Annotated in this window: 17 protein-coding genes; all 17 read left to right on the forward strand. The window is 38.3% G+C overall.

The genetic code is table 11. The annotated features are described in order from the left end of the window. Positions 1–4: 4 nt before the first annotated feature. The 17 genes from secY to HW279_RS05355 all read left to right on the forward strand — a co-directional run bounded on the left by secY (position 5) and on the right by HW279_RS05355 (position 14,496). Positions 5–1,348 carry a preprotein translocase subunit SecY gene (secY, locus tag HW279_RS05275; RefSeq protein WP_002675064.1) on the forward strand — a complete coding sequence of 448 codons (1,344 nt, stop codon included), beginning with the start codon at positions 5–7 and terminating at the stop codon, positions 1,346–1,348. Positions 1,349–1,355: 7 nt separating this feature from the next. Next, positions 1,356–1,571, forward strand: coding sequence for a translation initiation factor IF-1 (infA, locus tag HW279_RS05280; protein ID WP_002675066.1), 216 nt, complete (start codon positions 1,356–1,358; stop codon positions 1,569–1,571). Between the two features lie 275 nt (positions 1,572–1,846). Continuing rightward, positions 1,847–1,963, forward strand: coding sequence for a type B 50S ribosomal protein L36 (gene ykgO / locus HW279_RS05285; protein WP_002676536.1), 117 nt, complete (start codon positions 1,847–1,849; stop codon positions 1,961–1,963). Positions 1,964–1,965: 2 nt separating this feature from the next. After that, a complete protein-coding gene (rpsM, locus tag HW279_RS05290) occupies positions 1,966–2,340 on the forward strand; it encodes a 30S ribosomal protein S13 (RefSeq protein WP_002675068.1) in 375 nt (124 codons plus the stop codon). 13 nt (positions 2,341–2,353) lie between these two features. Beyond that, positions 2,354–2,755: a 30S ribosomal protein S11 gene (gene rpsK, locus HW279_RS05295; RefSeq protein ID WP_002679512.1), complete on the forward strand. Its 402-nt coding sequence runs from the start codon at positions 2,354–2,356 to the stop codon at positions 2,753–2,755. A gap of 84 nt (positions 2,756–2,839) precedes the next feature. Beyond that, on the forward strand, positions 2,840–3,445 hold the full coding sequence (rpsD, locus tag HW279_RS05300) for a 30S ribosomal protein S4 (protein WP_002675073.1): 606 nt from the start codon (positions 2,840–2,842) through the stop codon (positions 3,443–3,445). A 22-nt stretch (positions 3,446–3,467) separates the two neighbouring features. Next, complete coding sequence (locus tag HW279_RS05305; protein ID WP_002675075.1) at positions 3,468–4,460, forward strand: DNA-directed RNA polymerase subunit alpha; 993 nt, start codon at positions 3,468–3,470, stop codon at positions 4,458–4,460. Between the two features lie 31 nt (positions 4,461–4,491). Continuing rightward, on the forward strand, positions 4,492–4,977 hold the full coding sequence (gene rplQ, locus HW279_RS05310; RefSeq protein WP_178958232.1) for a 50S ribosomal protein L17: 486 nt from the start codon (positions 4,492–4,494) through the stop codon (positions 4,975–4,977). A gap of 1,004 nt (positions 4,978–5,981) precedes the next feature. Continuing rightward, positions 5,982–6,848: a peptidoglycan-binding LysM gene (locus HW279_RS05315; RefSeq protein ID WP_178958233.1), complete on the forward strand. Its 867-nt coding sequence runs from the start codon at positions 5,982–5,984 to the stop codon at positions 6,846–6,848. Between the two features lie 251 nt (positions 6,849–7,099). After that, the gene (recF, locus tag HW279_RS05320; protein ID WP_178959033.1) at positions 7,100–8,218 is read left to right on the forward strand and encodes a DNA replication/repair protein RecF; all 1,119 of its coding nucleotides are present in this window, start codon (positions 7,100–7,102) and stop codon (positions 8,216–8,218) included. A 72-nt stretch (positions 8,219–8,290) separates the two neighbouring features. After that, complete coding sequence (locus tag HW279_RS05325; protein ID WP_015782355.1) at positions 8,291–8,509, forward strand: addiction module protein; 219 nt, start codon at positions 8,291–8,293, stop codon at positions 8,507–8,509. Further along, entirely contained in the window at positions 8,499–8,822 is a 324-nt protein-coding gene (locus HW279_RS05330; RefSeq protein WP_178958234.1) for a type II toxin-antitoxin system RelE/ParE family toxin, read from the forward strand. The genes HW279_RS05325 and HW279_RS05330 overlap by 11 nt, the downstream gene beginning before the upstream one ends. A 61-nt stretch (positions 8,823–8,883) precedes the next feature. Then, positions 8,884–11,373 (forward strand): O-antigen ligase family protein, encoded by a 2,490-nt coding sequence (locus HW279_RS05335; protein WP_178958235.1) that lies wholly within the window; start codon positions 8,884–8,886, stop codon positions 11,371–11,373. A gap of 5 nt (positions 11,374–11,378) precedes the next feature. Continuing rightward, complete coding sequence (pyrR, locus tag HW279_RS05340; protein WP_178958236.1) at positions 11,379–11,939, forward strand: bifunctional pyr operon transcriptional regulator/uracil phosphoribosyltransferase PyrR; 561 nt, start codon at positions 11,379–11,381, stop codon at positions 11,937–11,939. Between the two features lie 35 nt (positions 11,940–11,974). Then, on the forward strand, positions 11,975–12,661 hold the full coding sequence (locus HW279_RS05345; protein ID WP_178958237.1) for a hypothetical protein: 687 nt from the start codon (positions 11,975–11,977) through the stop codon (positions 12,659–12,661). 10 nt (positions 12,662–12,671) lie between these two features. Continuing rightward, positions 12,672–13,022, forward strand: a complete 351-nt coding sequence (locus HW279_RS05350; protein WP_009410186.1) for an SPOR domain-containing protein — start codon at positions 12,672–12,674, stop codon at positions 13,020–13,022. Positions 13,023–13,041: 19 nt separating this feature from the next. Next, positions 13,042–14,496 carry a sensor histidine kinase gene (locus tag HW279_RS05355; RefSeq protein ID WP_178958238.1) on the forward strand — a complete coding sequence of 485 codons (1,455 nt, stop codon included), beginning with the start codon at positions 13,042–13,044 and terminating at the stop codon, positions 14,494–14,496. The last annotated feature ends 13 nt before the right edge of the window (positions 14,497–14,509 follow it).

Genomic DNA, 14,509 nt, shown 5'->3' on the forward strand with positions numbered 1-14,509 from the left:
ATTTATGAAGAAGTTTATCGAGAACCTGACCAACATTTGGAAAATTGAAGAGTTAAAAAATAGAATTATTTTAACTCTCGGAATTTTGTTAGTTTATCGCTTTGGAGCTCACATCGTCCTCCCTGGTATCGACTCCGCTCAACTCCACGAGTTAGCAACGAAAACCTCAGGTGGCGGATTGCTTGACATCCTCAACGCTTTTACAGGGGGCGCTTTCTCTAATGCCTCAGTATTCGCACTCGGGATTATGCCCTACATCTCGGCTTCTATCGTAGTACAGTTGATGGGAATCGCTATTCCTTATCTCCAAAAACTACAAAAAGAAGGTGAAAGCGGACGAAGAAAGATAAACCAAATCACTCGATGGCTTACTATTGCAATATGTATTGTACAAGCACCTGTATACTTATACGGTATCAATAGATTAGGAGTCCCTGATTCTGCCTTCCTTTTAGGTAAGGGACTCAATTTTATTGTTCCAGCAGTGCTTATCTTAGTAACAGGAACTATTTTTGCAATGTGGTTAGGTGAGAAAATCACCGATAAAGGAATAGGTAACGGTATCTCCCTCCTCATTATGGTAGGTATCATCGCCCGTTTGCCTCGTGCATTCTTGTCTGAAACAGCCTCTCGCCTTACAGGTAATGGAGGTCCCCTATTGATTCTTATCGAGATTATCCTCTGGTTCGTAATCATTCTGCTTTGTATCTATCTAATCAAAGCAGTACGACAAATCCCAGTACAATATGCACGCAGAACAGCTGATGGAGGAACTACTAACGAGAGAAACATCTTCGGAGCTCGCCAATATATTCCTTTAAAAATTAACGCTGCAGGGGTAATGCCTATCATCTTCGCTCAAGCCTTGATGTTTATCCCAGCTACTGTAGCCGGACTATCACAATCAGAATTTGCAAAAAGCGTTCAAGCAGCCTTCTCAAACGTCTTCGGATTTTGGTACAACCTACTCTTTGCAGCTATGATTATACTCTTCACGTATTTCTATACTGCAATCACAGTGCCTACAAACAAAATGGCTGATGACCTAAAACGCAGTGGAGGTTTCATCCCAGGCATACGACCAGGTAAAGAAACAGGCGACTATTTAGATAAAATTATGTCGCTCATCACTCTCCCAGGTTCTATATTTATAGCCTTGGTAGCGATATTTCCTTCACTGCTCAAAATCATCGGAATGCAAGACCAATGGGCATTGTTCTATGGTGGTACCTCACTACTCATCTTAGTAGGGGTTGCTATTGATACTATGCAACAAGTAAATTCATATCTGCTCAATCGCCATTATGATGGTTTGATGAAAACAGGTAAAAACAGAAAAGTATCTTAATTAATATATGGCTAAACAGGCAGCAATTGAGCAAGACGGAACCATTGTAGAAGCTTTGTCTAACGCAATGTTCAGAGTTGAATTGGATAACGGTCACGTAGTGATTGCCCACATCTCAGGAAAAATGCGTATGCACTACATCAAGCTTCTTCCTGGTGATAAAGTGAAACTTGAAATGAGTCCTTACGACCTAAGTAAAGCTCGTATCACTTACCGTTATTAGTTAATTAAGAGAATTCTTCCAATATTTTGGTTGTTAGTTTCTCACAGATATTCTCCTATTTTAGTAGTATCTGTGAGAAATTATAATCATAAAAAAGAATTTTTTATTTGTAGTATTTTTAGCATAAAGCATTTGTATTCAGTATCTTGAATATGGTTTTTTATGCTTAAAAATGAGTGAGTGGAATGTATAATTGCATTTTTGTGAGCTAAAAATGTGGCTATTACAAAAAAAAATTGTAGTTTTGCGCACTCTATTGATATAAACAAAACGAAATGAAAGTTAGAGCATCAATTAAAAAAAGAAGTTCAGAGTGCATCATTGTGCGCAGAAAAGGACGATTGTACGTAATTAACAAGAAAAATCCTAAATTTAAACAACGACAAGGATAATTATGGCACGAATTGCAGGTATTGACTTACCAAAAAACAAAAGAGGGGTTATTGGTTTAACCTATATTTTTGGTATTGGAAAAAGTAGAGCTAAAGAAATCTTAAGTAGAGCTCAAGTAAACGAAGACACAAAAGTAAGCGAATGGAATGATGATGAAATCACTCGTATTCGCGAAGTGGTTGCGTCTTATAAAATTGAAGGAGAATTGCGCTCCGAAATCCAATTGAACATCAAACGTTTGATGGATATCGGTTGTTATCGCGGTATCCGCCATCGTAACGGATTGCCTTTGCGCGGACAAAAAACTAAAAACAATTCTCGTACAAGAAAAGGTAAAAGAAAAACTGTTGCGAACAAGAAAAAAGCAACTAAATAATAAGTAGTAGAGTATGGCAAAACAAAATGCAAAGAATGCAAAAGTCTCTAAGAAGAGAAAAGTAGTGGTTGAGTCAGTAGGCGAAGCACACGTTTCAGCTACTTTTAACAATGTTATCATTTCTCTTACCAACAAAAAAGGAGATGTAATTGCGTGGTCATCAGCAGGGAAAATGGGCTTCAGAGGGTCTAAAAAGAACACTCCTTACGCTGCCCAAGTAGCCGCAGAAGATGCAGCTAAAGTTGCTTTTGACGCAGGTCTTAAAAAAGTAAAAGTATACGTGAAAGGACCAGGTAACGGTAGAGAATCTGCTATCCGTACTATCCATAATGCAGGTATAGAAGTAACCGAAATTATCGACGTTACTCCACTACCTCATAACGGATGTCGCCCTCCTAAAAAACGTAGAGTCTAATTTCAATACTAACAAGTAAGAAAGGTGAGTTGTTATCGAAGGAATGCCTTAATTCATAACTACCTTTCATTTAAACAATTTAAAATGGCAAGATATACAGGACCAAAAACAAAAATAGCTCGTAAATTTGGTGAAGCTATCTTCGGAGATGATAAATCTTTTGAAAGAAAAAACTATCCTCCCGGACAACACGGTTTGGCACGCCGTAGAGCAAAACGCTCTGAATATGCTATCCAGCTACAAGAAAAACAAAAAGCTAAATATACTTATGGTATTTTAGAAAAACAATTCCATAATCTATATGAAAAAGCAAAAAGAAGTAAAAGTATTACCGGTGAGGTACTTCTTCAACTTTGCGAATCTCGCTTAGACAACGTAGTATACCGTATGGGCATTGCTCCTACTCGTAGCGCAGCCCGCCAATTGGTATCTCACCGTCACATCACTGTAAACGGAAATATTGTAAACATTCCGTCTTACTCTCTTAAACCAGGTGATGTAGTAGGCGTTCGCGAAAAATCAAAATCTTTAAGTGTGATCGAAAATTCATTGGCAGCTCATAGTGCTGTATACGAATGGATCACTTGGAATCCTGAAAAAATGGAAGGTACTTTCGTAGCAGTACCTCAACGTATTCAGATTCCTGAAAATATTAAAGAACAGTTAATCGTAGAGTTGTACTCTAAATAATAATAAAGACAGCAGTCAAATTATGGCATTATTCAACTTCCAAAAACCAGATAAAGTTATAATGATTGAATCATCTGATTTCGAAGGACGATTTGAGTTTCGCCCTTTGGAGCCAGGGTATGGTTTAACAATAGGTAACGCATTACGAAGAGTTATGCTTTCTTCGTTAGAAGGTTTTGCAATCACTTCTGTGAAATTTGATAAAGTAGGACACGAATTTTCTACTATATCAGGAGTAAGAGAAGATGTTACTGAAATTATTCTCAATTTGAAACAAATACGTTTTAAACGCCAGATTGAGGATATAGAAAACGAAACAGCAACTATTACTGTTTCTGGTAAAAGACAATTGACTGCCGGTGATTTTCAAAAAGCTCTTTCAGGTTTTCAAGTATTAAATACTGATTTGGTGATTTGCAATATGGATTCTTCAGCTTCTTTTACAATAGAGGTTACTATTGAAAAAGGACGTGGTTATGTTTCGGCTGAGGAAAATGCAAAACCAAATGCGCCGATAGGTGTAATTGCTACTGATGCAATTTTTACCCCTATTAAAAATGTGAAATATTCTATTGAAAATTATCGTGTTGAACAAAAAACAGACTACGAGAAGTTAGTCTTTGAAATTAAAACCGATGGGTCTATACACCCTAAACAAGCACTCACAGAAGCTGCAAAAACACTCATTCATCACTTTATGCTGTTCTCTGACGAGAGAATTACTTTAGAGGCTGATGAAATAGCACAAACTGATACTTATGATGAAGAATCATTGCATATGCGCCAGTTACTAAAAACTAAGTTGGTGGATATGGACTTATCCGTTCGTGCACTCAATTGTTTGAAAGCTGCCGAAGTAGAAACATTAGGTGATTTGGTATCTTTCAATAAAGCCGATTTGATGAAGTTTAGAAACTTCGGAAAGAAATCATTAATTGAGCTTGATGAGTTGGTAGTCAATAAAGGTTTAGTGTTTGGTATGGACACCTCGAAGTATAAATTGGATAAAGATTAACTCGCTCTTGCGATATTTTAACTAAGGAAAAATGAGACACGGAAATAAAATTAATCATTTAGGAAGAAAAACTGCTCACAGAAATTCAATGCTTGCCAATATGGCGAGCTCACTGATTGAGCATAAACGCATTAACACTACTTTGGCAAAAGCAAAGGCTTTAAAACTATTTGTAGAGCCTTTGGTAACCAAATCTAAAGAAGATACCACTCACAACCGTCGTATCGCTTTTAGTAGATTACGCAATAAATATGCTGTTACCGAGCTTTTCAAAGAAGTGGCTGTAAAGGTAGGCGACCGCCCAGGAGGATACACTCGTATCATTAAATTAGGAAACCGTTTGGGTGATAACGCTGAAATGGCTATGATTGAGTTTGTAGATTACAATACTACTTACAACGTAGCTAAAACCGCTAAGAAGAAAACTACCCGTCGTGGTAGAAAGAAAGCAACTGCTGAAGAAACTCCAGCTACAGCCGAAGTTAAACCAGAGGCTACTGCTGAAGCTACTGAATAATATTGCAGTTTATTAGGTTCGTAAATTATAAAAAAGGGCTTGCCAACGGCAAGCCCTTTTTTATTGTGTAAAATTCTTTTTAAAGGCTGTTTTTAGTCTTTTATATAGTGTGTAGCTTACGCTACAGAAATCGTACAAATCTTTAAAAAAAATCGAACAAATAGGCAACAAGTTGCCTGAAAAAGCCAATAATACTAGAAATATTTAACTTTGTCAAAGGTGCGAGCGGCATAGGCGGTGTGAGCCACACAGGCTGTTGAATTAGCAAATTTGGAGAGTTGAGGGGTTCGGAAGGAAACGAAGAAGTTCGGAAGAAGTAGTTCAGATAAAAAGTAAAAAATGAGCTATAAGGAGGGTGCTCTTAGCTTATAGAGAGCTTATAGGAAGCTTATACGAATCTTGGACGATTGGTATAGAAAGGGTATATAAGTAGTTGATTCATACTGTGATACAACAACGCAAAAAATGTTAAAAACGGGGTTTCGAGGCGAAAGAAAGAGAATCCTCACCTCGTTCACATACTCTCCTATTCGGAGACTTCTCCCAAGGAGAGGGGGTGTAGTGACGAGTAGAGAGCAACGAAAAAAGGGGAATGTGGCGACGGAAAGGAGAAGAGATAATTAGAGAATTAGCAAATTGGAGAATGAGAAAATGGGGGGTGCAAGCCACACCGGCAGTTAAATTAGGAAATTTGGGAATGAGAAAATGGGGTGGTGTGAGGTCTTAGGAAATAGGTACTAGGGAGGAGTGTGACAGAAAGGAGATTTAGCAAATTTGGAAATTAGAAAATTAGAAAATTAGCAGATTAGGTGTGAGCTGGACGGGCTGGAAAATTAGAGAATTAACAGAGTAAGGTGTGAGCCAGACGAGTAGTGTGAGCTGCACGAGCGGGAAGGTTGGCAAATGGTTTGTGTTATATGTAAAACAAAAAAAGATGATGAAATATTTGGTGGGGAACAAAAAAGTGTGTATTTTTGTACCGATTAACAAATACTTTTTAAACGATGAAGAAAATATTTTTAGCTTTAATAGCAATAGCTACTTTTGTAGCTTGTAATAAGGACAATGGGGGAAGTGAGGAAGGTGTTTCAGCTAAACATCCTAAGAAAATTATTTCAACAAGTCCTTATCTTCGGGTAGAACGTATATTTGAATTGTATGACGATGCCCGCCCTAAGAAAGAATCTTATACACACTATCAAGCGGATACAGTTTCGTATTCTTCTGTTACAGAATATGAATATGAAGGCAAACGCCCTGTAAAAGAGAGATATGGAGATACCGAAGTTTCATTCTTTTACAATAAAGGAAAATTAGAACGAAAAGTGTCTAAATCTAAATATAATAGCACTCCTTCAACAACAGAATATCAATATGATGGCAATGGGAGAGTCATTAAAAAACTAACTCGTTACCGTCAGGATAATTATGAAGAAGTAAACTATCAGTATAGTGAAGGAAACAAAATAATCGCTAGTAAAGAGAGATTTGTAGAAAACAAAAAAATATATTCATCACGTACATATACTTTAGATGCTAATGGGAATGTAGTAAAACAAGAGTATAAAGATTATAAAGATTATGACATTGTTATTACTTATGAATATGATAATAAAATAAACCCTTTGTTTTCTCCTACAGTTAGAGATTTATATCCGGATTATTTTACAATGGGGGTAGGTAAAAACAATATTATCAAGCAAACCGAAATAGGGACTAACCCCAAGGAACCTAACAAGGTTTCTAAGGAAACTTTTAGAACCGTTTATGAATATAACGGCGATTATCCTGTAAGAAATACGCATTACTCAGTTCCTAATGAAGAAAATAAACCTGAGGAAAAATTGTCTGTTACAGAATATATTTATTAGAAAGAACACTATTTTTCAATTTTAGAAGAAAACGTTCAGAATAAAAACAGCTTAAAAAAGTAGAGAAAATAGCATTTTTCTCTACTTTTTTGTTTTTATGAGATAGATTAAAATTAGTAGAAAGCCTCAGTTTTCGGAGTACTCTGAGTTTTCATACTTTCTCGGAGAGGATCAGAGAATATCTAGGAGGCATTACCCAATCGACAAATTTGGTAATTCACAAATTATTCGTACCTTTGCACTAACAAATGATGTTTCTCAAACAAATATCGGTCGTAAACTACAAGAACATACTCTCACAAGCGTATGCCTTTAGCCCTACTATCAACTGTTTTGTAGGGGATAATGGTGTAGGGAAAACGAATCTGCTTGATGCTATTTATCACTTAGGTATGGCGAAGAGCTACTTTACTACTTCGGCAGTGCAGAACGTACGCCACGGCGAGGAGTTTTATCTTATCGAAGGACAGTTTCGGCAAGAAGAACGTGAAGAGCAGATAGTGTGTAGCCTTAAAAAAGGACAGAAGAAAGTAATGAAACACAACGGTAAAGCCTATGAACGCCTGGCTGACCATATAGGTAAATACCCTATGGTGCTCATTTCACCTTCCGACCGCGACTTGATAGTAGAAGGTAGTGAAACACGCCGTAAGTTTTTGGATAGTGTGATTTCGCAAACTGATAGGGCTTACTTAGAACTGCTCTTGCGTTACAACCGCACGCTCTTGCAACGCAATACGTTACTGAAACAAATGACAGAAGGAGGCGTTTTCTCTTTAGAGACTTTGCACATTTACGACGAGCAGTTGGCGCCCTTAGGACAACACATTTATGAGAAACGGCGAGCTTTTATGAAAGAGTTTTTGCCTATCTTTAGCGAGCAGTACGCTTATATTTCGGGAGGTAAGGAACGAGTGAGTTTGCAGTACGACAGCAGTTTGCACCAAAGTGATTTGGCTACCCAGCTTGCCGAAAATACTGAGCGAGACCGCAGTGCGCAATACACTACCGTAGGTATTCACAAGGACGATTTGCTTTTTGAGATTGAGGGCTACCCGATGAAGAAATATGGCAGTCAGGGGCAACAGAAGTCGTTTTTGATAGCCTTGAAGCTATCGCAGTTTGAAGTGTTGAAGCAATCGTTAGGGATTACGCCCATAGTGCTTTTAGATGATATTTTTGATAAGCTCGACGATACTCGCGTAACGCAGTTGGTGCAGTTGGTTACTCAAAAACATTTCGGACAGCTTTTTATTACCGATACTCATTCCCAACGCACCGAAGATGTAGTAAAGCAAACGGGACTGGCGTATGAGATGATTCAAATAGGTGCGAGCCACACGGGCAGTAAGAGCGACAAAAGCAGGTAAAAGATAAGAGATAAAAGGTAAATGAGATTGTGAAAGCGACTTTTACAGATATTAATTGTTAATTAAAATAATATGTGTTTATTAGTGTATCCTAAGAATGAAATACAAAAAGCTGAATTAACCTCTTTGTTTGAAAAAATGGGAGTGGAATTTGAGTATGAACAATCTTTTTTATCTGATTCTCTTAAAAAAGAGTTGGATAGAAGAGTTATAGAGATAAAAGAGAACCCTTCTATTGGAATTCCTTTTGAAGAAGTAAAGAAGAAAATATCAGAGAAGTATGTCATTTAGTTTAATTTTCCACCCCAGAGCAGAAAAAGAGTTAAATGATGTTATAGATTATTACAATGTTTTTAGAGAAAATTTAGGTCTCGAAGCATATAATGAAATAGTAGATTATATAGAAACATTAAAAGACTTTCCCTTTGTTGCTCCAAGGAAATATGAAGAGGTTCGTATTTTCTTTACTAAAAGATTCCACTTTGGAATTCATTATATTGCTTTGGAAGAATTGTCAGAAGTGATTATCATAGCCATTATTAACACCAAACAACAAATAAAAGAACACCAAATATTCAATAGAATTTCTGATATAAAAGACTGATTATAATTGGAGGTAACTATCAAGATATAAGTAATTAAGAAAATTTATATAAATACATAAGATGAAACCCAATAAGAAGAAAACACCCAGCAAGAATCCTATTAAACCTACCCCCACAGTGAGTGAGGAAGGGAGTTCGAGTATGAAACTTTTGGCGAGTGTCTTGCTCATTGCCTATGGCTATGTAACGGTACTTACCCCTAACTGGATGGCATTCGACTCCAATGCTACAAAGTTTTACACCTTTGCCATTCTGAACTTGGTAGTAGTAGGGCTTGTGTTTTTTATTAAAGAATTCAGAGAACGCACACAATTACTGTTTGGCTTTTTTACTAATAAAATAGGGATTGCTTACTGCCTAATAATGGTATTGGCATTGCTCTCGTTTACCAAAGCTATTGATATAGAAGAAGCGATTTTGCACTTCTTTAAGATATTTACAGCTTTCTCAGCTGCTTGGATGGTATCGGCTTTGGTGATTTACAACAAAAAGAGTTTAGTACATTTGGCAGTTGCAATGACAATTCTTTTGTGTTATGACTTTTTGGTAACCCTCGACGGGGTAAAAGGTATCATCAAGGGTATTAGTGCAGATTACAATATCAAAGGCTCGTATTCTAACAAGAATATTTTGGCTTCGGCTATGTTTATTAAGATACCTTTTGCTATCTGGTTGTTTTATTTTCATAAAAACACCTTGCGTATCATTGGGGGGATAGGTGTTTTGGTTGGTACTTTAGCAATCTTCTTTATGAGTACCCGTGCTTTCTACTTAGCAACTATTCTTACAACGCTTATTTTCATCACTTATGGTGCTATCGACTATTTTATCTTAAAACGTCGTGAAACGGGCGTAAAAGTACTCATGCACGTAGGCTTGGTAGTTCTTGCTTTTGGTATTTTCTCGTTTGTACAGAACTATTTATACCCTCAACAAGTGAGACAAAGCACCAGTTTCGGGGCTCGTTTGGCTGAGGTAACTAACCAAGAGAATACCAGTAACAACTTGCGTAAAACTGCTTGGGTGATTACCGCTACCGATATGATCCCGAACGACCCACTGTTGGGTGTAGGCATTGGTAACTGGAAGGTACGTTTCTTACAGTATGAGAATTCTTACAGTCCGCATTATATTTATATGTATAAGAATCACAACGACTTTTTGGAGCTCACCGCCGAAGCGGGAATCTTCGCAGGATTGGCGTTCTTGGCTATATTCCTCTTGGCAGCTTATTATTTCCTAAGAGGTACTTATAAAAACAAGAATCCCGAGCAAGAACAGTGGTTTTTCTTACCATTGTTTGGACTCTTTGCTTATTCGTTTGATGCGTTCTTTAACTTTCCTCAAGACCGTCCCGAAATTCAAGCCCTCTTTGGTATTTATGTAGGGATAGCAGTAGGCTTGGCAGTATTGTATTTCAGTAAGAAAAAAGCAGAAGAGCGCAAATTGCCAATGAGTGTTCTAGGTTTTATAGGAGCAGTAGCCCTGGTGGCAATGGTTTTGAATGTGGTAGTAGAGCGTATGTACTTTGATTCTTCTAAAATACAACGTATGGTAAAAGAAGAGCAACAAGGTGTGCGCCCTACCAAATCACCTTCGGATTACTTGATTCGTAACTATCCTCGTATTCCAAATCTCACGGCAGTGGCTGAGCCTGTAGATGTAGAAAAAGCACGCTACTTGATAGACGAAAAGAAATTCGATGAGGCACGTAAAGTACTTTCTTCAATTCATTATCATCCTTACGACGCACGTCCCGAGTATTTTACTGCTGTATCATACTTTATGGAAGAGAACAAAAACAACGATAGTATTTATAAATATGCCCATAAAGCCCGAATGATAAAGCCTAATTTCTTTGGTAACCTAAATTTAGAGACCTTTGCGCTGAACAATATGGGTAAAGAGCAAGAATCGATTCACTTGCTCAAACAGTATTTAGGCTTGGAGAAAGACAGTGTACAGAAACCACAACCTAAGTGGAAAACTATACTGAAAAACCGTTTCCACGTAGATGTAGATAGAGACGCCCTTCGCGGTAATCGCAGTGAGGTACAAGCGTGGAACTCTTTGGCTTATTTGCAAGAGAAAAATAACTTAATAGCTGATGCTCGTGCTACCTTAGATAGTGCTATTGTGTATTTGCCCGATAATAAAGATATAATTAATAACCGCAACAAGATTATCTCGCGTATGCAGGTAGAGGAATTTGCACCTCTTTACACTCAGGCAATGCAACTCTATATGCAACAGCGCTACGCTGAGGCAATTCCTATATTTACGAAGTTCTTGGAAAAAGTACCTGCTCATATAGACGGGCTCAGGTATCGTGCTATTAGTTACTACAACACTCAGCAATACCAGAAGTCCATTAACGATATGGCTGAAATGGAGAGCTTAGGAGTGCCCGTAGATGCTGTACTGAATAATTATCGTGCCTCTTGCTACTATATGTTGGGCGACAAGGCGAATGCCAAAGTCTTTTTCCAAAAAGCCGCTAGCGAAGGCAATGCCGATGCTCAACGCAACTTAAATACCCTCAGTTTTTAAGTCAAATGAATACCTATACAAAACAAATCCTCAGCGAGGAGGAACTCCAAGTGATGCTACACCGCCTCGCTTGTGAGCTGATAGAAAACCATAACGATTTCTCGAATACGGTTTTTATCGGTATCCAGCCTCGTGGCACTTATTTAGCGGAGCGATTGGTAGAACTACTTACTAAAGAATATCACATTGCTGATATTCCATTAGGCTTATTAGATATTACTTTCTTTCGCGATGATTTTAGGCGCACAGGTAGACCTCTTGAAGCCAACTCTACCGCTATCGACTTTATCGTGGAAAACAAGAGAGTGGTATTCATAGACGATGTGCTCTACACAGGGCGCAGTATTCGCGCTGCTCTCAGTGCCATACAGAGCTTCGGGCGCCCTTCTGAAATAGAGCTCTTAGTGCTTATAGATAGGCGTTTTAGTCGTCATCTTCCCATACAACCCGATTACAGCGGTAAGCAAGTAGACGCTATCAATGATGAGCGTGTGGTAGTACACTGGAAACAAAACGACGGAGAAGACTCAGTAGAGGTAATAAGTAAAGTCGGTGAGCTGGTGTAGCTGAGAATGTAAGTAAGAGATAAGGGATATGTGATATGGTAATAGCAATTCTTACAGTCTTTATAATGCTGAACGTAGTGCTGAAACTCAGTTTTTGGAAACTGTGGCAACAGGTGTTATTTGCAGCTGTTTGTTTCTTGTTTGTATGGTTGGCTACTGATTTTGCCTCAGAGCAGTCACAAGTTACCCTCCAAACAATGCTCAGCGACCCCAAAGTGCTTGGCAATATTACCGTACTGCTCACCGTAGAAACTGCTGTGTGTATGGCGTATTGTTTTACTTCACTACGCACGCTTTTTAAAGGTAAAGAAAGTCGTTGGCATAAAGTTTTGCAGTGGTATCCTAACCTGCTTATTTTTCCTGCATTGTTCTACGTGCTCACTCAATCTATCTTTTATTATACAGGGGTATCGTTTGAGCATATTGCCTTTTGGATAGGTGCGAGCGTGGTAGTTTTCATAATATTAGGTTCTTTGGGTCTTCAAAAGCTGTTACCTGAGAAAGACCTGCGCTTAGAATTACACTTTTTGGTGAGTTTGCTTATCACTCTCTTAGGACTTATAGGTACTGCTAACGGACAAATACTCTACGTTCCCCAAAGTGAACCTATCAATTTAAAAGTATTGGGAGGTATATTTACTTTCTTTATAGCCTTGTTTGGCATAGGCTTTGGATTTAGTAAATTGTATTGGTTCTTACGCCAAAGAAAACAAAAGAATTAAATTTATATTGATGATGAAAAACATATTTATAGCTGGAATACTATTGCTCACAAGCGCTTCCTATGCACAAATAACTATTAGTCAGGAAAAGAATATAGCCGATGCTATGGAACTCAAAAAGGAAATAGCTCGTACCGAGAGCGCTTTCCAAGTACAAATCTATAATGGCAATATCACCGAAGCTAATAAAGTAATGCTCGATGCCAAAAGCAAATACAAACAATACCCTGTATTGCTCACTTTCGAGTCGCCTAACTACAAAGTGCGCCTTGGTAGTTTCCGTACGCGTTTAGAGGCTGAGAAGAAACTTGTAGAGATTAAAAAATCTTATCCCGCAGCCTTTGTGATAGGCTTAAAATAACCTGTAATAAGGGGACACTATGTTTAAAAAAAACACCCTTCGCTTTCAGATATTCCTCAGTATGACCCTACTCGTGCTAGTAGCTTTCGCTATTTTGGCTTTCGTAATGATTGGGCAGTATAAAAAACAGGCATTAGAATATCACGATGAGCGACTTATCGACAAGGAAAACCAAATCAAGATGCAGATACAATATGTATTCTCGCAAACCACTTTCCCTGTCGAAACCCCTTATATACCTCTTATCTTTCGGGAGGATATCTACAGCATTGCCAATATCCAAAACCTAAACTTTGCCCTCTATGACCTCGACGGTGTGCTACTAAAAAGCTCCAAAGCCTCTCTCTCGCCGGACCAAGATGCGTTTTTCATTCCTCCTGATGTATTGCATCAGCTTTCCGCTACACTCAATAAACGTCTTGTTGAGCACCACGAATTTGCAGGGCGTGGTTATCAAACCTCTTACAGTTATATTACCGATTTGCAGTTCAAGCCTATCGCTATTCTCAACATTCCTTATTTCGAGAACGACACCTTCAACGAGCGCGCTTTAAAAGGGTCGCTGTATAACTTAGCGATGGTGTATTTCTCGCTCTTAGTAGTTGCCCTTGCGGTAGCTTACTTCATTTCTAAATATATTACCAAATCGCTTAAAACCATCGAAGGTCGTTTAGAGAAAACTCGTTTGCTCTCCCAAAACGAAAAGATACTTCTCAAATCTGCCCCTGCCGAGATTACCGAGTTGGTAAATGCCTATAATGGAATGATTGATGAGATTGAGAACAGCAAAGCCCTTTTGGCGCAATCCGAACGCGAACAAGCGTGGCGCGATATGGCAAAGCAGGTAGCACACGAAATCAAAAATCCTCTTACTCCTATGCGTCTCTCCGTGCAAAGTTATCAACGCAAAGCCCTTCGAGAGCCTCAAACCGCTGAACAAACTAATGAATTCTGCGAATCTCTTATCCAACAGATAGACATATTGAGTAATATTTCTACTGCCTTCTCGGCACTTACCAATATGCCTGCTAAAAACGATGAGGAATTCGATTTTGTGTCTGTTATCAAACGCACTTTAGATATTTTTAATTCTGATGAAATTCACTTCACCCATTCTCACGATGAGATTATAAGTGTATTCGATAAAGACCAGCTCGGTCGTGTAGTTACCAATTTGGTAAAAAATGCGCTACAAGCTACCGAAAACGAACCTTTCCCTTCTATTGAAGTAAGCCTCAATAAAAGCGATACCGATATTACTCTAAAAGTAAAAGACAATGGTACGGGTATCCCCGACGCCGATAAAGAAAAGATATTCGAACCGAAATTCACTACCAAAACCAGTGGTAGTGGCTTGGGATTAGCAATGGTCAAAAACATCGTGCTTTCCTACGGGGGTAGCATTCATTTTACTTCCGAAGTAGGAAAGGGAAGTGAATTTACTGTAGTATTGGTACACTTTTTGAATAAGTAAACAAATAAACATT

The organism is Capnocytophaga sp. oral taxon 903 (genome assembly GCF_013394785.1).
GTDB classification, from domain to species: Bacteria; Bacteroidota; Bacteroidia; order Flavobacteriales; family Flavobacteriaceae; genus Capnocytophaga; species Capnocytophaga ochracea.

What these genes read in the sequence shown, in the direction of transcription:
- secY (WP_002675064.1), top strand. Translation starts at nt 5, where the DNA reads ATGAAGAAGTTTATCGAGAACCTGACCAACATTTGGAAAATTGAAGAG.
- infA (WP_002675066.1), top strand. Translation starts at nt 1,356, where the DNA reads ATGGCTAAACAGGCAGCAATTGAGCAAGACGGAACCATTGTAGAAGCT.
- ykgO (WP_002676536.1), top strand. Translation starts at nt 1,847, where the DNA reads ATGAAAGTTAGAGCATCAATTAAAAAAAGAAGTTCAGAGTGCATCATT.
- rpsM (WP_002675068.1), top strand. Translation starts at nt 1,966, where the DNA reads ATGGCACGAATTGCAGGTATTGACTTACCAAAAAACAAAAGAGGGGTT.
- rpsK (WP_002679512.1), top strand. Translation starts at nt 2,354, where the DNA reads ATGGCAAAACAAAATGCAAAGAATGCAAAAGTCTCTAAGAAGAGAAAA.
- rpsD (WP_002675073.1), top strand. Translation starts at nt 2,840, where the DNA reads ATGGCAAGATATACAGGACCAAAAACAAAAATAGCTCGTAAATTTGGT.
- HW279_RS05305 (WP_002675075.1), top strand. Translation starts at nt 3,468, where the DNA reads ATGGCATTATTCAACTTCCAAAAACCAGATAAAGTTATAATGATTGAA.
- rplQ (WP_178958232.1), top strand. Translation starts at nt 4,492, where the DNA reads ATGAGACACGGAAATAAAATTAATCATTTAGGAAGAAAAACTGCTCAC.
- HW279_RS05315 (WP_178958233.1), top strand. Translation starts at nt 5,982, where the DNA reads ATGAAGAAAATATTTTTAGCTTTAATAGCAATAGCTACTTTTGTAGCT.
- recF (WP_178959033.1), top strand. Translation starts at nt 7,100, where the DNA reads ATGTTTCTCAAACAAATATCGGTCGTAAACTACAAGAACATACTCTCA.
- HW279_RS05325 (WP_015782355.1), top strand. Translation starts at nt 8,291, where the DNA reads ATGTGTTTATTAGTGTATCCTAAGAATGAAATACAAAAAGCTGAATTA.
- HW279_RS05330 (WP_178958234.1), top strand. Translation starts at nt 8,499, where the DNA reads ATGTCATTTAGTTTAATTTTCCACCCCAGAGCAGAAAAAGAGTTAAAT.
- HW279_RS05335 (WP_178958235.1), top strand. Translation starts at nt 8,884, where the DNA reads ATGAAACCCAATAAGAAGAAAACACCCAGCAAGAATCCTATTAAACCT.
- pyrR (WP_178958236.1), top strand. Translation starts at nt 11,379, where the DNA reads ATGAATACCTATACAAAACAAATCCTCAGCGAGGAGGAACTCCAAGTG.
- HW279_RS05345 (WP_178958237.1), top strand. Translation starts at nt 11,975, where the DNA reads ATGGTAATAGCAATTCTTACAGTCTTTATAATGCTGAACGTAGTGCTG.
- HW279_RS05350 (WP_009410186.1), top strand. Translation starts at nt 12,672, where the DNA reads ATGATGAAAAACATATTTATAGCTGGAATACTATTGCTCACAAGCGCT.
- HW279_RS05355 (WP_178958238.1), top strand. Translation starts at nt 13,042, where the DNA reads ATGTTTAAAAAAAACACCCTTCGCTTTCAGATATTCCTCAGTATGACC.